Source organism: Vagococcus changpingensis (assembly GCF_058211775.1).
In genome coordinates this window covers 193893-212295 of sequence record NZ_JBYVZB010000001.1, presented here as the reverse complement: position 1 = coordinate 212295, position 18403 = coordinate 193893, and the positions used below count along the sequence as shown (strand labels likewise).

Genomic DNA, 18403 nt, shown 5'->3' with positions numbered 1-18403 from the left:
AATTTCTTGCCCACGGCTCTTTGTGTAGATGAGTTTAGCTCTACTTCTGATTGTCATGCTGGAATGAGCTTTATTTGTGCTGATGCGACACCTAAAAAAATAATCGATATCTTACCTGATAAAAGATGACATAAATTGGTTTCTTACTTTATGAAGTATTCCAGAAAATCACGTTTAAAAGTAAGATTTTTGGTCATGTACATGAATGCAAGTTACGGTCAACTATAAAAAAATGAATCAGCTAAAACGCAACAATCAAGGGGAAGGAAAGTAGTATCGAAGATTAAAGCGTTATTGGAAACTCCTTTTAAAGGACAGCTCTGAATTAAACTATAAACACTTTTATTATCGTCCTTTATTCAAGAGAAATATGTCATCTACCGAATTGGTAGATGAGTTACTTTCTTATAGTTCTCTATTAAAAAAGCGTATCATTTTATCCAAGAATTGAAGTATGCTTATAGAATCAACGATTATGTCTTATTTTTTGAGCGATGTTCAAAGATATCTGTTGAATTACCAAAGTATGTTAAAGATAAATTCAAGATATTTGGTAAGTTCTCCCAAGGAGCCATGAATGCCTTTAAATACTCCTATTCAAATGGTTTCTTAGAAGGCATTAACAATAAAATTAACGTGATTAAACGTGTGACCTATGGCTATCGAAACTTTCTACTATTCAAACGACGTATTTTTTTGATTCAAAATAAAGTTTTTCAGGTTAATTAAAAAAGCGAGAGAATTTCTTCCCTCACTTCAATTAATTCTATTTCATTTTTGAGACTTTTTCATCAATATTATTGTCCATCAACACGATTTGACATAGAGCCTATTAAATTAATCTTAACATTATTACGGACCATCACCACAAATAGAAACGTACCTAATAGAATAATAATCGCATCGTTTAACTATCACTATTAATTATAAAGTTAATCCTCAAAAGGATAGAAACATTATTTCTTACCCTTCCTATATTTAATAAGCTGAAAGAACTATTTGTTGCTTCAGCTCTTAAAGGGAAGAAACATTATTCCCCACCTTTCGACCTAAGGTGCTTATTATTCACCTCAGCTAACACGGACATTATACGTTTTAGCTTTTTTATTGCACACAAGACGATTCTAAAACGTTTAACTTTAATTTCATGAGTGATATCTAAAAAACTAATTGATTATTCTCTAAATTAATTTCATAATTACAGCACCAGTTAAAATAGAGTTGAATTCAATAGATTATGGAGATATAAATGTGAAGCTGGAAATATCAATCATATATGCTAACTCAACCAAACTAATTTCTCTCTGAAAGAAAATTGAGTGCAGATATATTACTAGTTACTAAATATTATATCAATTTTTAACTGTTTTCTCTTTATCCTTATTATTAAAATCACCAGCATAATTAATAATAAATATAATTGAAATTGCACCTAGTATAAAGGCAATAATAATTTTTTTATTATTTGATCGTCTCTCAGCTAATAATTCATTTACTTTTTCTTTTTTAAAGTCTTCAAATTCTCCTATGTTGTATATTAATGAATCTTTAGAAATTTCATTTTGAAGTATTGTAGAATTTCCATTTTCAGAATGCGAGCTAGATATTAAAAACCATCCAGGTTCATCAATAGCATCTAACGGTATTTCTCTTTCATTGTCATTTATAGAAAAATAGTCAAAAGGCATTCTAAGTCCAAACACTTTTATATTATGAATATCTTTAGCATTTCCTTCATCATCTAAAGATCCATTTATTTTAATAGATAAATCTTGTGGATTTTCTATTTGAACAGCATACACACGATCTTCACCTTCGATGTTTTCTTCATCCAAAAAAAGCTCTAACTCTTTTTTAGTGTTAATTTTTATAATCTGTTGATAAGCATTATTTGCACTTAAGAATTCCTTATCAAACATTCCGTTTGGCCAAATTTGTTGTAGTGATATTATTAATAAATATATTGATAGTAATATTCCTATTGTTGCTAAAAAAGCAAATAAATCTTTTATTTTTCTAACCATATATAACTCCTTTTTAAAAAATCATCTAATATATTCCATTGAGAGATAGCAACATAAGTACTAAAAATGAGTTACCCCCCTTTTGTATAAAATCATACCAAAAAAAGCTATAAATTAATAGTGTAAATCTCATATAAACTTTATCATAAATAAAAAACTTAACTTTTGTTCCATTTATATTTTCAATACTTTCATTAAATTTAAAATAGAGTTCCTTATCAATAGTCGATTGTCTTCTATTAACTTTAAAATAATCTATTTCTTTTTCATTCATAAAATCAATAATCTCTTTTTCAACCGTAAAAAATGGAGTTACTGTATCTATATATTTTGTGTAATCTACTATAAATCGTTCTTTAGACGGATCTCTGTATTAAAACATGCAAACATTTTTTTCAAAAAATCACTCCTTTATATCTCAATCAAAAGAACATATGTTCTTTTTGTAAATAAAAATATCCCACTAATTAAAGTGGGATATCATTTTAAAATGAATAATCTACATCGTAACCATCTAATAATTGGCTCGTATCTCTAAAATCAATTAGTTTACTTTCATCAGATAATAAATCATACTTCCATAAATATTGCTTTCCATAACTCACACATTCTGACTGTAATTGTAACAACTTATTATATTCATCTGTATTTTTATATTCTTCACCTATACTATTCGCTAGTTCATATTGTAAAATACTTCTTTCCAGCGCAGACTTATTAATATCAATCGAGGTAATTTCTTTTAATCTTTTTTTCAATGCCCCTAATTGATAGGCTGATAAAATATTATCGCTCATATCGTCCATGACGTAAGCATAAACATCATTATCTGACATTGTCGCCATTTTCATATTCCAATCTTGTCTTTATAACGTTTCCAGTTGTGGATCAACATACTCTCGTTGAGTTGAATATTTATGTTTCAATTGACTCATTTGATTGGAAATCGTTCCTAATGTTTCATGATGTTCATTAGATAACACTTCTTCGATATCAGCTACTGCCATATTTTTCTACGCTACAATTTCGCTTAATTTTCTTTTCTTCATTTTCATTTACTCAATACTGTTAATCATATCTTCGTACTTTCTAACAGCTTCTTTATAGAATGGTTGTCTTAAATAAGTTCCTTTAAACATCGTCATGACCTCTTTCTTTATATCCTTCTGACGTGCCAATAAAAGAAGTAAGTGAAAGACTTGGTCATAAAGATATAAAAATCACATTAGATATTTACGCCAAAGTTATGCCAGAAGAAGCAGAAAAAACAGCAAGTGAATTTGCTAATTTTGTTGGTTTTTAAAAAAATACAGACCTTTTCACAGACCCCACACATTTAAGACAAAAGAAAAAAGCTAGAAACATTATTATATCAACGTTTCTAGCTTAAATATTATGATTAACCTACACTGCCTTCCATCTCATATGAAATCAGTCTATTTAATTCAACGGCATATTCCATTGGTAACTCTTTGGTAAATGGTTCCACAAATCCCATGACAATCATCTCTGTCGCTTCTTCTTCTGACAAACCACGACTCATCAAGTAGTAAAGTTGTTCTTCAGAGATTTTTGATACTTTGGCTTCATGTTCCAATGCCACGTGACTATTGTGGATTTCGTTAAATGGAATCGTATCACTCTTCGATAATTCATCCATAATAATCGTGTCACACTCAATATGTGAGATTGACCCTTCACTTTGTTTTGAGAAAGTGACTTGTCCACGATAGTTCACTTCTCCACCATCTTTAGCGATTGATTTAGAAACAATTGAGCTTGAAGTGTTTGGTGCATTGTGAATCATTTTTGCCCCAGTATCTTGAATTTGATTCGCTCCAGCAAACGCAACAGATAACATGGTGCCACGCGCGCCTTCTCCTTCAAGATAAACACTAGGGTATTTCATTGTTGTTTTAGCCCCTAAGTTTCCATCAATCCATTCCACTGTTGCTCCTTGATCTGCACGAGCACGTTTTGTTACCAAGTTATACACGTTGTCAGACCAGTTTTGGATGGTTGTGTAACGGCAATACGCATCTTTTAAGGTAAAAATCTCAACAATCGCCGCATGCAAACTATTGCTTGAATAAGTTGGTGCAGTACATCCTTCCACATAATGCACGCTTGCCCCTTCATCAACAATGATCAACGTACGCTCAAACTGTCCAGTATTTTCAGCGTTAATACGGAAGTATGTTTGTAGTGGCACATCTACTCGCACGCCTTTTGGTACATAGATAAAGGTTCCACCAGACCATACTGCTGAGTTTAATGCTGCTAATTTATTGTCAGTTGGTGGCACTAAAGAGGCAAAATATTGTTTAAATAAATCTGGGTACTCTCTTAATGCGGTATCTGTATCAGTAAAGACGATTCCTAATTTTTGGAATTCCTCTTTCATGTTATGATATACCACTTCTGATTCATACTGCGCACTCGCTCCAGCTAAGTATTTTCGTTCTGCTTCTGGAATCCCGATACGTTCAAAGGTTTCTTTGATTTTATCTGGCACATCATCCCAATCACGGGCTGGTTTATCACTTGGTTTTTGATAATAGTTAATCTTATCAAAGTCCATGTCAGATAAATCTGGTCCCCATGTTTGCATTGGCATTTTGTGGAATGCTTCCAGTGATTTCAAACGAAACTCAAGCATCCATTCTGGTTCTTCTTTTTTAGCCGAAATCGCGCGAACAATCTCTTCTGTTAATCCTTCACCTGTTGTATAGATCGGTTGCACATCGTCGTGAAAACCAAATTTATACTCTTCTAATTGTGGTACCTCACTCACTTGGGTCACACTCCTTATTCTTCACTATGTAATTCTTCGGTTACAACCGTTTGATTGTCTTCAATAATCCCACGCTCTAATGCTTTCCACGCTAGTGTTGCACATTTTATCCTCGCAGGAAATTTTGCCACGCCCCCTAGCATTTGAGCATCTTTCAAGACTTTTTTCTTCTCACCAATGTTCTCACCTTGCACCAACTCTAAAAAGTCGGCAATGATTTCAATGGCTTCTTTTTCGGTTTTTCCTTTTACCGCGTCAGTCATCATACTGGCACTTGCCATACTGATTGAACAGCCATGACCGTCAAAGGCAATCTCATCAATTACCCCATCTTTCATCGCAAGTTGTAATTGAATCACATCCCCACACGTTGGGTTATTCAATTCAATTTGGCTAGTCGCTTCATCCAATACCCCTTTGTTGTGTGGGTGATTGGTATGATCTAAAATAACTTGTCGATAAAGATTGTCTAATCTAGATAAAGCCATCTGAGAAAAACTCCTTTGCTGCAATGATTGATTCAACTAATGAATCAGCATCTTCTTTGGTATTGTAAAAATAAAAACTTGCTCTTGCTGTTGAATGAACAGCCAAATAGCGAAGCAATGGCTGAGCACAATGATGTCCCGCTCGAATCGCCACGCCTTGCATGTCTAATGCGGTTGCCAAGTCATGTGGATGTACGCCTTTAATGTTAAAGGCAATCACACCAGTATGTTTTCTCGCTTCTCTTGGTCCATATAACTCAAACCCATCAATCGCTAGTAATTTTGGCAACACATACTCGACTAGTTCCTGTTCATGTTTTGTGATGGTATCTAAACCAATTTCTTCCAAATACTTGATCGCACTTGCTAATCCAATCGCCCCAGAAATATTCGGTGTGCCGGCTTCAAACTTATATGGCAACTCTGCCCATGTGCTGTAATCATCATAGACAAAATCTATCATCTCACCACCAAACTCAACGGGTGACATTTTTTCAAGCCACGTTTGTTTGCCATACAACACACCAATCCCAGTTGGCGCACACATTTTATGACCACTAAAGGCATAAAAGTCACAATCCAATTCTTGTACTGAAATCTTCATGTGTGGCGTTGATTGCGCGCCATCAACGACCATTACAGCACCGACTTCATGAGCCAGTTTCGCTAAGTCTTTGACAGGATTCACCACACCTAAGACATTCGATGCATGGGCAATCGACACAATTTTCACACCTGATACGATTTTTTCTTTCGCATCAGCCATATCCAACTCACCGTCTTCAGTCAAATCAATGTAGATGAGTTCAGCTTGTTTGCGTTTGGCTAATTCTTGCCACGGTACAATGTTTGAATGATGTTCCATGCGACTAATCACAATTTTATCACCTGGCTCAACAACTAACTCACCAAGTGAACGTGCCACCCAGTTTAGTCCTGTTGTCGTCCCTCGTGTAAACAACACTTCTTTCACACTACTCGCATCAATAAATGCTCGCACGGTTTCTCGTGCTGCTTCATATTGACTTGTCGCACGTTCTGCCAATGTATGCACCCCACGATGCACATTCGCATGACTGGTTTGCATATACGTAACCAAATCATTGATCACAGGTGTTGGCACATGTGTTGACGCGGCATTGTCTAAATAGACAAGTGGCTCATCATTTACTTGTTGAAAAAGAATTGGAAAATCTTGTTTGCGTTTAGATACAGTCATTTAATCAGCCAGCTTTCTATCAATTACTTGAACAAACTCCTCTTGAACAGATTTAACAGGGATTGACGTAATCACAGACCCTAAGAATCCACGTGTTACCAATCTTTCTGCTTCTTTTTGAGGGAGTCCTCTACTCATTAAATAATATAATTCTTCTGGGTCAAGACGACCAGCACTTGCTGCGTGTCCTGCCGTTACTTCAAATTCATCAATTAATAAAATTGGGTTTGCGTCACCACGAGCTTTATCAGATAACATTAACACACGACTTTCCTGTTGTGCGTCTGCGCCTTTTGCTCCTTTGATGATGTGACCAATTCCGTTAAAGGTTAACGTACTTTTCTCACGAATCACACCATGTTGTAAGATGTGACCAATTGAATGTGACGCTCTATTTGTTACACGTGTGTCGATTCCTTGAATTTGACGACCTGTTGCAATCGCAACAACTTTCACTTCCGCATGGGAGCCTTCGCCCACAAGTTCTGAGTCAAAATCAGCGACAACATTTCCGTCACTCATTAAGCCTAACGCCCAATCCACACTCGCGTCACGCATAATGTAGCCACGACGATTTAAGTATGTGTTGACTTCTTTGCCTAGACGGTCAATAGCGGCAAATTTTACTTTTGCTCCTGGTCTAGCAATCACTTCAACGACAATATTCGCTGCTAATTTTTCAGCTGTTTCACCTACTGATTGGAATCTTTCCAAGTAAGTTAACTCACTGTTATCATCCGCTACGATTAAGACATGTTTTACCATGGCACTGCTGTCGTTTAATTGGTGATAAAATAGCGATTCGAACGCGTCTTTCACGACAACATTTTTAGGTACGTATAAGAATACCCCACCGTTTAAAAAGGCTGTATGGAACGCAGTTAATTTGTCTTCGTCACTTGGCACAGCTTTTGTCATGAAATATTTCTCAACTAAGTCGCTGTGCTCTTTCATTGCGGTAAAAATATCAGTAAAAATCACGCCTTGTTCAGCTAATTCGACTGGCATTTGTTCAAAATAAGTTGTCGTGCGACCTTGAATGATTAATGGGTTATCTTCTAGTTCTGTAAAAGAAGGCAAGATTTCTTCATTTATCACTTCATTGTTTAACTCGCCAACATTCATTAAAGGCCAACGATGGTATTTGACTCGTTCGATTGCTGGTAATTCTAAGTCATCGATTTTATTTAACGCCTTTTTACGACGTTCTAACATCCATTGTGGTTCTTCCTGACTAGCTGAAAATAATGTCACGTCGTCAAGATAATCAGTTACATTTGCAGATTTCATTTATCTTGTCTCCTTCATTATTCTTCGTTTTCTTCGTAATCAATTCCTAATTCTTCACTGATTCCTTTGTATCCTTCTTCTTCAAGACGTTTTGCTAAATCAGCGCCACCAGTCATAACCACACGGCCATCCATCATAATATGCACCACATCTGGCACGATATAATTTAATAGTCGTTGGTAGTGAGTGATGATAAGTGACCCAAAGTTATCGCCACGCATTTCATTGATTCCTTTTGATACAACTTGTAAGGCATCAATATCAAGACCTGAGTCGATTTCATCTAAAATCGCAAACGTTGGTTCTAACATTAATAATTGAAGAATTTCATTACGTTTTTTCTCTCCGCCTGAGAATCCTTCGTTTAAGTAACGTTCAGCCATTTCTTCTGGCATATCTAATAACGCCATTTTGTCATCTAATTTATCTAAAAAGTCCATGACTGAAATTTTGTCATCATCAGCACGTTTTGCGTTCATTGCCGCGCGCATAAATTCAGCATTTGTAATCCCTGGAATTTCACTCGGGTATTGAACCGCCAAAAATAGACCAGCACGTGCACGCTCGTCAACTTCCATTTCTAATACATCTTCACCGTCTAAAAGAATTTCACCTTTAGTGACCGTATAATTTGGATTTCCCATAATCGCAGCAGATAAAGTTGATTTACCTGTTCCGTTTGGGCCCATGATGGCATGAATTTCACCCGTTTTCATGGTTAAATTAACACCTTTTAGTATTTCTTTTTCTTCGATTGATACATGCAAATCCTTTATTTCTAAAACGGACATGTTTTTCCCTCCAAATTATTACTTTAATAAAAATTAACTCTCTTTCAATTCTAACCTAATTGAGAATGGACTTCAATTTAAAAGTGCTTCAATTACGTCTTATCTGGAAAAAAGGCAGATAATAATCACTCTCATTTAATATTTCTATCAAATAAAAAAATGCAGACAATATTGTCTACATTTTTTTATTTAAGATTCATGCACTGGGTCGTCTAATTCTGCTTTTGATTTATCTCCCAGCGCAATCGCCCATTTCAACAATATTGGGGCAATAACTGTGGTAAGGATAATGACTAAAACTAAAGACGCATACATTCCTTGATCGATAAAGCCTTTTTCAAGTCCTAACGCAATCAAGATTAATGCCATCTCGCCACGTGAAATCAGACTCGCACCAATAATAGCACTACTATTGTTATCAAATTTCTCGATTTTCCCTCCAAGGAACCCACCGATAAATTTAGTAAAGATAGCTAGTACGCTAAAGACAATGATTAATAACATGTTTTCGCCTAAACCATCTAAAACAAGTTTTAATCCAATGCTTACAAAGAATACTGGGGCAAATAATGCAGAAGTAATACTGGTTACTTTTCTTTCAACATATTCGGCAAATGGTGTTTGTGAGATTAAAATACCAGCAAAGAAAGCACCGATAATATCTGACATACCAATCCAATCAGCTAAAAAACTGAGTAAGAACACCATGATTAAAGAAAAGGCAACGTCTCGTTCTGGAACGATAAAGTATGACAACCCTTTAAGAATAATAGGTAAAATAAATTTTCCGAAGATATAAATAAATAAGAAGAATAATACATTTTTAAAAAGAAATGGTAATACATCTGCAGTAGTTGTATTGGGGTTGACTAGATTTAAGACTAAGTTCAACAAGATAACGACGATGATATCGTCTAAAATAGATGATCCGATAATAATGGATCCTTCTTTTGTTTGTATGAAATTTAACTCTTTGAGTACCTGAATGGCGATGCTTAGAGAAGTTGCTCCGAAGATTAGACCAATAAATAGTGAAGTGTCTTGCGAATAATTAAACGACCTTGAAGCAAAGAAAAATACGGCGAATGGGATTAATACCCCTAGAAGACCTGTGATGAGAGAAGGTTTAAAATATTTTTTTAATATCTTTAAATCACTTTCCACACCAGCAATAAACATTAGAAGAATAACTCCCAAGTGGGATAACAACTCAATTGATGCATTGTTTTGTATGATGTTAAAAACAGATGGTCCTACTAATATCCCAACAATCAAACTCCCGACGACTGATGGAAGTCCAAATTTCATTGCAATGCTATCTGCTATTTTTGTCAATAAAATAATTAACCCTAAAGTTAACAAAATATCCATAATCTACCTCTTTTCATGTTTTATTTCGTTATACGAACGATTCCATAATGTTAATAATGACATTTTCCCTCTACACCTCACTTTGATTTTTTCTAACACTACTTCTATAAATTAATCGTATAATAAATGGAAACTGATTTCAAGTTTGAACTCTATCTTGCAATAACTACCTCAAAATAAAAAAGTACAAGTTGAAACGTTTCATTCAACTCGTACTTTTTTTATTTCTTATTGATTCACAATCGTAACGGTACCTTTCCACTTGTTATTAACAAAATCAACTATTTTTTGATCATGTAATGCTTCAACAAGGGCTTTTGTTTTGTCAGAATCTTTGTCTTCAGATCTTACGGCAATGATATTAGCATATGGTGAATTATTATCTTCAACTAAAACACCATCTTTTTCAGGATTTAAGCCAATGCTTTCAGCAAAATTGGCATTAATCGCCACTAAATCGCCCTCTTTGTTTTGGTATGTTGTTGCCATCATCGCTGGATCGATGTCATATTTGAAAACTAATTTTTTCGGATTTTCTGAAATATCATCAAATGTTGCAGTGGTTAAATCAACACCATCTTTCACTTTCACAAGTCCTGCTTCTTGAAGCATCCCAATCACACGACCCCAGTCAGTTTGAGAGTTACTAACTAAAATTGTCGCACCATCTTCTAAGTCTTTGATGTCTTTAATTTTTTGTGAGTATAGTGCCATTTTTTCTAAATGGATTGCTCCTGCATTAGTAAAATCATACCCTTTTTCTTTTACTTCTTTATTAAAATATGGAATATGTTGGAAATAGTTGGTATCAATTTCTTTTTCAGCCAATGCTTTGTTCGGCAAGATATAATCTTGGAATGTCACGATTTCTAAGTCGTACCCTTTTTCTTTTAATAATGGTTTTGCCTCTTCTAATATTTCAGCATGTGGCGTTGGAGAGGCACCGACTTTAATCACCTTGTCATCTTTACTTCCGCTGCCTGACGCACTATCTTTTGTGCTTCCACTATTGCCACATCCAACCAACGTTAAAACAGCTAATGCTGCCACGCCTAATTTAATCCATGTTTTTTTCATTTACTTTTCCCCCTAAATGTTAATTTCGTTTATCTGTTAATTTTACTAATAAATCGCCTAACCATTGTAAAATAAACACAATGATTAGAATTAATACTGTTGCGACCATGATAATCGTATGCTTATTTCCCATAAAGCCTCCTTGATAAGCAAGAGAGCCTAAACCACCTGCCCCGATTGCCCCTGCCATAGCCGTAAAGCCAATCATCGTAATGGTGGTCACTGTGATACCAGAGATTAATGCTGGCACACTTTCAGGAATTAAGACTTTAAAAATAATTTGCAATTGTGTGGCACCCATTGCTTCACTAGCTTCAAGTACGCCTGGATCTACTTCACGAAACGCAATATCGACCAACCTTGCATAAAACGGTGCGGCTGAAATGACTAAAGCTGGTAATGCCGCTGTTGGCCCTAACATTGTGCCTATCAATGCTTTTGTGATAGGGAACAATAAGATAATCAAAATAATAAATGGTATCGAACGGAATGTGTTACTGATGATTGAGACAATTCCGTAAAGTGTCTTACCAAGTGGTTTGTTGCTTTTTCCGAAATAGTAAAGCATTAGACCAATTATAAGGCCGATAATTACCACAAAAAATGTTGAGACAAACGTCATATACAATGTTTCTTTTGTGGCTTTGATAAAATCATCGACATTAATTTCACTAAAATTAAAATACGTTTCTATTAATCCTTTTTCCATGTTAAATCACCTCAACTCCTACGCCATGTTGTTCAAAATAAATTAAACTCTCAGACACCGTTGCCTCGTCGCCTGTCAATTGCACAAGCATTGTTCCAAAAGATGAATGATTTGCTTGTCTAAGACTGGCTTGTAAAATATTGACGTTGATGTTGTATTCATGAATGACTTGCGAGATAACCGTTTCTTTTGCTTTATCTCCCTCAAAAATCAAGCGAACTAATAGCCCCTCAGGATAATGTTTCACCAAGTATTGAATCGCTTCTTCGTTTTCTTCACTATCTTCTTGAATGTCTTGTTTGATAAATCGTGCGGTCACTTCATGCTCTGGGTGTCTAAAGACTGATAAAGTATCTCCTGTTTCAATCACACTTCCTGTTTCCATGACAGCGACTTTGTTACAAATCTTGCGAATCACATTCATCTCATGCGTGATTAACACGATGGTTAAGCCAAGTTGTTTGTTGATGTCTAACAATAAATCGAGTACTTCTTCGGTTGTTTGTGGGTCAAGAGCACTTGTTGCCTCATCACATAATAAAATCTCTGGGTCGTTTGTTAGTGCTCTAGCGATGCCGACACGCTGTTTTTGTCCACCTGAAAGTTGACTTGGATAAGCATTTTCACGGCCTTCAAGGCCAACTAGTTTAATCAACTCGCGTGCTCTTGCTTCTCTTTCAGCTTTTGGCACATGACTAAATTCTAAAGATAGTAACACATTGTCTAAAACCGTTCTCGACCATAATAGGTTAAAATGTTGGAAAATCATCCCAACTTTTTTTCGGTAATCTCGTAAACTTTTTCCTTTTAATTTCGTGATGTCCTCACCATCCACTTCGATGATGCCACTTGTTGGTTGTTCTAATAAATTCAATAAACGAATTAATGTACTCTTACCTGCTCCTGAAAAACCGATTACCCCAAAAATGTCGCCACTTTTTATGGATAAATCAACATGTTTGACTGCTTCGACTGTTTGTTTCTTCGTTTTATATGTTTTACAGACATCAATTAACTCTATATTACTCATGATGTTGCCTCCTATATCTTGATAACAAAAAAAGCTTCCGTCCTTTATCTACTTTACATAAGTAAACAAAGGACGAAAGCGTTGTTTCGTGTTACCACCTTTTTTCATTATTACCTCACGATAATAATCTTACCCAGTACGCAAGCCAGTCGCTTTAAATACTGTTGTCCGGTAACGGGAACTCCCGAAAAATACTAGCGGTAGACGCTCATACTTTTATGCTCAAAGACCATCTTCTATTTCCTTCTTGTTCCTCTTTCTCACCATCCGAGGTCTCTTTATACAATCCAAAAATATACTCTTCTTTTCAAAGCAATGATTTATAAGGCATATAATAACAAATGAAAAAATGCCTGTCAACAACTTTATTCGTCATTTTTTATAATTATGACTACTTAGTTTACGTTGCTATTCTACCATAATCATTGTAAAATATAGTAGTAGTAATACAGTAGCGTTTACAAATATTATTTGAAGGAGCTAATTTTATGAATTTAGCAAAATATGTCGATCACACGTTATTAAAACCAGATGCCACAAGAGAGCAAATCAAAACATTGTGCGAGGAAGCCGCAGAATATGATTTCGCCTCAGTTTGTGTCAATCCTTTCTGGGTAAGCTATGCAGCAGAAATTTTAGCTGATGCAAAAGCAAAAGTGTGTACAGTTATTGGGTTCCCTCTAGGAGCAAACACAACAGAAACCAAAGTATTTGAAACAACAAATGCTATTGAAAATGGTGCAGAAGAAATTGATATGGTGATTAATATCGGTGCACTAAAAAATAAAGAATACGATATCGTAGAACAAGATATTGCAGCAGTTGTTAAAGCAAGTCATCCAAAAGCGATTGTAAAAGTCATTATCGAAACATGTCTTTTAACTGACGAAGAAATCGTTAAAGCATGTGAATTATCTGTAGCAGCAAATGCTGACTTTGTTAAAACATCAACAGGATTTTCAACTGGTGGTGCAACACCTAAAGACGTGAAACTAATGAAAGACACGGTTAAAGACAATGCCTTTGTTAAAGCATCAGGTGGCGTTCGCTCTAAAGAAGATGCCTTCACGATGATTGAAATGGGTGCAGACAGACTTGGAACAAGTTCTGGAATCCTTTTAGTAAAAGAAGACTAACATAAAAAAGTCGATCAATTCTTGCTAATAACAAGATTTGATCGACTTTTTATTTTAGTAATCAAATTGTCGATAGTAACGGCGGATGTCTAATGGATGACAATTTAGTTTTTCAACATAAGCGTCTATACGTTGTGTCACACAGTGCATTAGTAAATATGATAAGACACGTCCTCTATTTTTCTCACTTATACCATCCACTGGATAATCTTTTGTGTCAATAAAAGTATAATTAGCACAAATTCGAGGTAAAAGATTTTTTACACGTTCTGATAACATGCGCTGCTCATCTTCTCCTAAAAATAATGTCACAGGAGTAGTCTCATCAATAACTTCTAAAGTTCCATGTAAAAATTCAGCAGAATGAATTGATTTAGAACGTAACCAACTTTGTTCTTCCCAATAACACATTGCATATGAGTATACTGCCCCCCACTGGTTACCTGCCCCTATAAAATAATGCATTGCATCATGACGATGTTTTTGTGCAAATTCCAAACCAAAACTATCTGCTTTCTTTTCAGCCTCAACTAAACCTTTCGCTAAATAGTTATCTAATTCAGCATAGTACTCTTCATAGTCATCAAAGTCGCCATTTCTATTCATTAAACGATCAGCTACCATAAAATATTTAATTTGTTCTGTTCCTAATGGTTCATAACAAACAACGTAATCACATAATTCAGCTAAAATACTCCCTGCTTTATCAATAAACCCAAGTAGTGTTGCACCGACTTCTTTCATTTCTTTCACTGCACGAACAACCTCTTGTGTCGTACCAGTAACTGAAGATAGAATGACTAAAGATTTTTCAGTTAATCGTCTATTTCCCGTTGTATAATACTCTGCTGCATGTTGGACATAAACTGGTAAATCACTTCTCCCATTCATATATGTTACTGCTTGCATACCCGAAGCATATGTTCCACCAATTCCTAAGTAAAACACATTATCAAAACCTTCATCCCACACTTTATCGATGATTTCTTCAACAGTAGGTCTTAATTCTAAAGCACCCTGTATTGTATCAATTTGTTGTTGTTCATTAAATTTTAGCATATTTTTATCCTCCTAATAATCTTGTTTTATTAAAATTTATTATCCTAAAATGCCATACCAAGTCAGTAAGACACCGATAATTGCTGCTCCTAAAATTTGCCATAATACATTAACTTTTCGTTTATTGAGTTTATAGAATATATATAAAACTACTAAACTCATTAATCCTGGCATCATGCCATCTAATATATTTTGTAATGTTTGTGCTTCATCTCCACTACCTAACTTTAAAGTAAAGTTAATCGCAACCATTTCATTTGTCATGGCTCCAATCACCATTACCCCTAAAATAGATGCAGCTTTTTTAAAGGTCTCCATTAACCCAGACTCTTGAATCTTAGTTAGATATCCTACTCCTAATTTATAACCTGACATCACACCATAGTATCTTAGTAAGTAAGCTGGAATATTGTAGAGTAACAGGAACAATATTGGGCCCAGGATATTTCCTTTTTCTGCAAGAGATACAGCTAGTCCTGTTGCTATTACACGGATGGTTCCCATGAAAATAGAATCACCGATTCCGGAAAGGGGACCCATTAATGCTGTTTTAATCGAACTAATTGAAGAAAGATCAAAGTCATCACTGTTAGCATTTGTTTCCTCCATAGAAGCAACAACCCCACCTATAAAAGGTACAATTTGTGGTGTGCAATTGAAAAATTCCATATGTCGTTCTAAAGAATTAGCATACTGTGCATCATCTTCTCCATACAATTTTTTCATAAGTGGCGACATCATATGAGCAAAAGCTAAATGCATTTGCCTCTCATAATTCCAACCAAATTCCATTGGCAGTGAGCGCCAAAATATACGCATTAAATCTTTCTTTGTTACTTTTTTTTCATTAGAAGTCATCATCATCTTCCACCTCTTGACCTGTTATCGTATTTGTCATTGAATGTGAACTTGTATTATTAAATTTCATTGTTATAAAAATCAGAACCAATCCAAACATAGCAACCCCTAATACTGGAACATGGAGATACGATGACAATAAAAATCCTAAAAAGAAGTATGGAATAATTGATTTATTCAAAATCATTTGTAATAAAATTGCGAATCCGATTGCAGGTAATAAGTTTGCAGAAACTTCTAACCCGGTAATAATTTTATCTGGTATCATGGAAAGGACATGCTCGATTTGTGAACTACCTAAATAAAACCCAAGGAAACATAGTACACCGCGTCTAGTACATTCTAATAAACCAATCGTCCACATAGATTTGGTGATACCTCTAGCATTCCCTTCTGAAGCTGCACGATCTCCTGAATGGGCAATCATTGGAAATATAATACTTAATAAGTTCCCAATAGCTAAAGACAACATTGCTATTGGCATGGCTATCGTAATAGCAGCTCCAACACCTTTCCCTAAACTAATAGCAAAAGCTGTTCCTAATACGCCACCAACAATCACATCAGGTGGTAAATAAGCTCCAACAGATATTGCTCCCATAAAAATTAATTCTAATGAAGCACCAATTATAATTCCTTGTGTCAAATCACCTAAAACTAATCCTACTAATGGCCCCATAATAATTGGACGATTTAATAAATTTGATCCAATAGCAAAATCCATAGGTCCTAAAAATCCAATTAGTCCGATTAATAGTGCAGGCACTATATCTCCCATATTTAATTCCCCCTTAGTTTAATGTTTTCTTCAAAAAATCAATTGCTCGTTTATCCACATCAAAAGGATGAGCAAAATATCTACTTTGTGCAAACTCAAATGTTAAATATCCTGCATAACCGTTATCATGTAATCTTGATATATCCTCTAAAACATCTCTTGTACCTTCTCCCCAAGAAAGATGACCAGTAGGATTACCATCAACAAAATGGCAATGTCTAATACTATCTGGGAATATTCGATAATAATCGTCAATTGTTTCGTTAGCTCGAGACATCGCTCCAAAATCTATATTAATAAATACATTATCACTACCCACTCCTTGTATGTATCGTTGTAAATCAGTCAACGAATTAACTATGTTTGATTCTTCTGGCTGAAGAGCTTCAAAAACAATTGCTACATCAAACTTTTTAGCAAAATATGCTAAATAACTCATGTTCGACATAGATCTTTTAAAAGCCTCATCTATATTTTCATTATAAAAATTCCATCCTGAATTCATTGATATGTAAGGACTTTCCAATTCAGAAGCTACCCGAATCGTATTTTCAAAGTAACTAATGGCTTTTTTTTGCAGTAATTCATCTTTCGCTGCAAGATTGTACGGCTTTGGGTTACTCTGTTCTGGCGTCACACATATAGTTTTTAAACCATACTTTTTCTGTTTTTTTAAAAATCGTTTGGTATCTTGGTAAGTAAATTGATTAATATCAAAATGCTGAGTACATGTCCATAATTCTAATTGTGTAATGCCATTTTTATTAAGCGACTCGTAAAAATATTCTATAGGGTAATAACGATAATAATAATTCATACCTGCTATCCTTGAAAACCAATCAAATTCACTCATTTTAAATAACATCACTTGCCATTATTTTTTTATCAGATGGAACTTGTCTTATTTCTACTTCAACATTGTTAGCTAATAATTCATGTATTAAATCTTTCTCATGCGGTGTGACGTTTACTGCTTTAGAAATATTTTCCTTATCTGCGCTGGCCTTAGTTCCTCCTAAATTAATTTGCTTAATATCTGGATAAGCTTTAGCTAATTTATAAGCATCTTCTATCGATTCAACAACAATGAACAATTTATACTTATCAGTTACCCCACTTTTTAGTGCTTTAATTGAGTCCTCTATATTTTTTATAACTAACTTAACTCCTTGTGGTTTAGCTAACTTTATTGTCGTTTTTCTTAAATCGTTATTAGGGACATCATCATTAGCTATTAGAATGCAATCTGTTCCTAAATCTTGTGTCCACGTAAAAGCCACTTGCCCGTGTAATAAACGGTGATCAACTCTTGTTAGTAATATCATGTAAATCCCTCCTAAAATTCTTCTTCTTTACCTTGTAATTCATTTTTTAAAATGTTATTACAAAATTGAATAGATACTTTACTATTTGATAATGCTTCATTTATGCAGTCTTCTAATGAGTGAACAAATTCAATTTGTGTGACTAATTCAACAAGAAAAGGGAGATTCATCCCTGCCACTAAAAAGAAATGTGAATTATGGATATATTGCAAAAATTCATTATTCACACTACCGCCAAAGATATCTGTAACTACGATAATTTCTTTTTCTTGATTATTATTTATTATCTCACTTACTTCACTAGCTAAATCAAATGACTCTTCTGTATAACAATCCAATGCTTCAATATTTGTTTGTTTACCACAAATCAATTCTAAAGATGATAAAATACCTGAAGCAAAGGACCCATGAGATGCTAGAATAATTCTTCTTTCCAATGTTCCACCTCCTTACA

At 34.7% G+C, this 18403-nt stretch carries 20 protein-coding genes, 1 pseudogene and 1 other annotated feature; of the genes and pseudogenes, 2 read left to right on the top strand and 19 right to left on the bottom strand.

The window, feature by feature from the left end; genetic code table 11:
• Positions 1-417: 417 nt before the first annotated feature.
• The gene (locus AC37UB_RS01165; RefSeq protein ID WP_490685371.1) at positions 418-729 is read left to right on the top strand and encodes a transposase; all 312 of its coding nucleotides are present in this window, start codon (positions 418-420) and stop codon (positions 727-729) included.
• Between the two features lie 623 nt (positions 730-1352).
• Here AC37UB_RS01165 and AC37UB_RS01160 read toward each other — a convergent pair.
• The 13 genes and pseudogenes from AC37UB_RS01160 to AC37UB_RS01100 form a co-directional block, all read right to left on the bottom strand.
• The gene (locus AC37UB_RS01160) at positions 1353-2024 is read right to left on the bottom strand and encodes a hypothetical protein (protein ID WP_490685184.1); all 672 of its coding nucleotides are present in this window, start codon (positions 2022-2024) and stop codon (positions 1353-1355) included.
• 25 nt (positions 2025-2049) lie between these two features.
• A pseudogene (locus tag AC37UB_RS01155) lies at positions 2050-2385 on the bottom strand (DUF5960 family protein); the annotation flags it as partial.
• Between the two features lie 124 nt (positions 2386-2509).
• The gene (locus AC37UB_RS01150; protein WP_490685183.1) at positions 2510-2869 is read right to left on the bottom strand and encodes a hypothetical protein; all 360 of its coding nucleotides are present in this window, start codon (positions 2867-2869) and stop codon (positions 2510-2512) included.
• A 21-nt stretch (positions 2870-2890) separates the two neighbouring features.
• On the bottom strand, positions 2891-3031 hold the full coding sequence (locus tag AC37UB_RS01145; protein WP_490685182.1) for a hypothetical protein: 141 nt from the start codon (positions 3029-3031) through the stop codon (positions 2891-2893).
• A gap of 392 nt (positions 3032-3423) precedes the next feature.
• The gene (gene sufB / locus AC37UB_RS01140; protein ID WP_117972201.1) at positions 3424-4818 is read right to left on the bottom strand and encodes a Fe-S cluster assembly protein SufB; all 1395 of its coding nucleotides are present in this window, start codon (positions 4816-4818) and stop codon (positions 3424-3426) included.
• A 14-nt stretch (positions 4819-4832) separates the two neighbouring features.
• Positions 4833-5306, bottom strand: coding sequence for a Fe-S cluster assembly sulfur transfer protein SufU (sufU, locus tag AC37UB_RS01135; protein WP_117972200.1), 474 nt, complete (start codon positions 5304-5306; stop codon positions 4833-4835).
• Positions 5293-6525: a cysteine desulfurase gene (locus AC37UB_RS01130; RefSeq protein ID WP_242094445.1), complete on the bottom strand. Its 1233-nt coding sequence runs from the start codon at positions 6523-6525 to the stop codon at positions 5293-5295. Before AC37UB_RS01130 ends, sufU begins: the two co-directional genes overlap by 14 nt.
• Positions 6526-7815 (bottom strand): Fe-S cluster assembly protein SufD, encoded by a 1290-nt coding sequence (sufD, locus tag AC37UB_RS01125; RefSeq protein ID WP_241698941.1) that lies wholly within the window; start codon positions 7813-7815, stop codon positions 6526-6528. It lies immediately after the preceding gene.
• Between the two features lie 17 nt (positions 7816-7832).
• The gene (gene sufC / locus AC37UB_RS01120) at positions 7833-8606 is read right to left on the bottom strand and encodes a Fe-S cluster assembly ATPase SufC (RefSeq protein WP_071456948.1); all 774 of its coding nucleotides are present in this window, start codon (positions 8604-8606) and stop codon (positions 7833-7835) included.
• A gap of 189 nt (positions 8607-8795) precedes the next feature.
• Positions 8796-9977: a cation:proton antiporter gene (locus AC37UB_RS01115; protein ID WP_241698940.1), complete on the bottom strand. Its 1182-nt coding sequence runs from the start codon at positions 9975-9977 to the stop codon at positions 8796-8798.
• Between the two features lie 228 nt (positions 9978-10205).
• On the bottom strand, positions 10206-11054 hold the full coding sequence (locus AC37UB_RS01110; protein ID WP_490685181.1) for a MetQ/NlpA family ABC transporter substrate-binding protein: 849 nt from the start codon (positions 11052-11054) through the stop codon (positions 10206-10208).
• Between the two features lie 19 nt (positions 11055-11073).
• Positions 11074-11763 carry a methionine ABC transporter permease gene (locus tag AC37UB_RS01105; RefSeq protein ID WP_117972195.1) on the bottom strand — a complete coding sequence of 230 codons (690 nt, stop codon included), beginning with the start codon at positions 11761-11763 and terminating at the stop codon, positions 11074-11076.
• Position 11764: 1 nt separating this feature from the next.
• Complete coding sequence (locus AC37UB_RS01100) at positions 11765-12793, bottom strand: methionine ABC transporter ATP-binding protein (RefSeq protein WP_490685180.1); 1029 nt, start codon at positions 12791-12793, stop codon at positions 11765-11767.
• Between the two features lie 65 nt (positions 12794-12858).
• Positions 12859-13113, bottom strand: a binding site (T-box leader).
• A gap of 168 nt (positions 13114-13281) precedes the next feature.
• Between AC37UB_RS01100 and deoC the strand changes: the two genes are divergently transcribed.
• Entirely contained in the window at positions 13282-13929 is a 648-nt protein-coding gene (gene deoC / locus AC37UB_RS01095) for a deoxyribose-phosphate aldolase (RefSeq protein ID WP_117972193.1), read from the top strand.
• 54 nt (positions 13930-13983) lie between these two features.
• On the opposite strand, the gene AC37UB_RS01090 is transcribed toward deoC, so the two are convergent.
• The 6 genes from AC37UB_RS01090 to AC37UB_RS01065 are packed head-to-tail and all read right to left on the bottom strand — an operon-like array spanning position 13984 to position 18386.
• The gene (locus AC37UB_RS01090) at positions 13984-14988 is read right to left on the bottom strand and encodes an SIS domain-containing protein (protein ID WP_071456954.1); all 1005 of its coding nucleotides are present in this window, start codon (positions 14986-14988) and stop codon (positions 13984-13986) included.
• A 39-nt stretch (positions 14989-15027) separates the two neighbouring features.
• A complete protein-coding gene (locus AC37UB_RS01085; RefSeq protein ID WP_071456955.1) occupies positions 15028-15852 on the bottom strand; it encodes a PTS system mannose/fructose/sorbose family transporter subunit IID in 825 nt (274 codons plus the stop codon).
• Complete coding sequence (locus AC37UB_RS01080; protein WP_233519146.1) at positions 15836-16624, bottom strand: PTS mannose/fructose/sorbose/N-acetylgalactosamine transporter subunit IIC; 789 nt, start codon at positions 16622-16624, stop codon at positions 15836-15838. Before AC37UB_RS01080 ends, AC37UB_RS01085 begins: the two co-directional genes overlap by 17 nt.
• 13 nt (positions 16625-16637) lie before the next feature.
• On the bottom strand, positions 16638-17477 hold the full coding sequence (locus AC37UB_RS01075; protein WP_490685179.1) for a sugar phosphate isomerase/epimerase family protein: 840 nt from the start codon (positions 17475-17477) through the stop codon (positions 16638-16640).
• A 1-nt stretch (position 17478) separates the two neighbouring features.
• Positions 17479-17949 carry a PTS sugar transporter subunit IIB gene (locus AC37UB_RS01070; protein WP_117972191.1) on the bottom strand — a complete coding sequence of 157 codons (471 nt, stop codon included), beginning with the start codon at positions 17947-17949 and terminating at the stop codon, positions 17479-17481.
• A gap of 11 nt (positions 17950-17960) precedes the next feature.
• Complete coding sequence (locus AC37UB_RS01065; protein ID WP_117972190.1) at positions 17961-18386, bottom strand: PTS sugar transporter subunit IIA; 426 nt, start codon at positions 18384-18386, stop codon at positions 17961-17963.
• Positions 18387-18403 lie beyond the last annotated feature (17 nt).

Bases quoted from the DNA above. Each gene is read 5' to 3' on its own strand.
- AC37UB_RS01160 (WP_490685184.1), bottom strand. From the start codon at position 2,024: ATGGTTAGAAAAATAAAAGATTTATTTGCTTTTTTAGCAACAATAGGA.
- AC37UB_RS01150 (WP_490685183.1), bottom strand. From the start codon at position 2,869: ATGGCGACAATGTCAGATAATGATGTTTATGCTTACGTCATGGACGAT.
- AC37UB_RS01145 (WP_490685182.1), bottom strand. From the start codon at position 3,031: ATGGCAGTAGCTGATATCGAAGAAGTGTTATCTAATGAACATCATGAA.
- sufU (WP_117972200.1), bottom strand. From the start codon at position 5,306: ATGGCTTTATCTAGATTAGACAATCTTTATCGACAAGTTATTTTAGAT.
- AC37UB_RS01130 (WP_242094445.1), bottom strand. From the start codon at position 6,525: ATGACTGTATCTAAACGCAAACAAGATTTTCCAATTCTTTTTCAACAA.
- sufD (WP_241698941.1), bottom strand. From the start codon at position 7,815: ATGAAATCTGCAAATGTAACTGATTATCTTGACGACGTGACATTATTT.
- sufC (WP_071456948.1), bottom strand. From the start codon at position 8,606: ATGTCCGTTTTAGAAATAAAGGATTTGCATGTATCAATCGAAGAAAAA.
- AC37UB_RS01115 (WP_241698940.1), bottom strand. From the start codon at position 9,977: ATGGATATTTTGTTAACTTTAGGGTTAATTATTTTATTGACAAAAATA.
- AC37UB_RS01110 (WP_490685181.1), bottom strand. From the start codon at position 11,054: ATGAAAAAAACATGGATTAAATTAGGCGTGGCAGCATTAGCTGTTTTA.
- AC37UB_RS01105 (WP_117972195.1), bottom strand. From the start codon at position 11,763: ATGGAAAAAGGATTAATAGAAACGTATTTTAATTTTAGTGAAATTAAT.
- AC37UB_RS01100 (WP_490685180.1), bottom strand. From the start codon at position 12,793: ATGAGTAATATAGAGTTAATTGATGTCTGTAAAACATATAAAACGAAG.
- deoC (WP_117972193.1), top strand. From the start codon at position 13,282: ATGAATTTAGCAAAATATGTCGATCACACGTTATTAAAACCAGATGCC.
- AC37UB_RS01090 (WP_071456954.1), bottom strand. From the start codon at position 14,988: ATGCTAAAATTTAATGAACAACAACAAATTGATACAATACAGGGTGCT.
- AC37UB_RS01085 (WP_071456955.1), bottom strand. From the start codon at position 15,852: ATGATGATGACTTCTAATGAAAAAAAAGTAACAAAGAAAGATTTAATG.
- AC37UB_RS01080 (WP_233519146.1), bottom strand. From the start codon at position 16,624: ATGGGAGATATAGTGCCTGCACTATTAATCGGACTAATTGGATTTTTA.
- AC37UB_RS01075 (WP_490685179.1), bottom strand. From the start codon at position 17,477: ATGAGTGAATTTGATTGGTTTTCAAGGATAGCAGGTATGAATTATTAT.
- AC37UB_RS01070 (WP_117972191.1), bottom strand. From the start codon at position 17,949: ATGATATTACTAACAAGAGTTGATCACCGTTTATTACACGGGCAAGTG.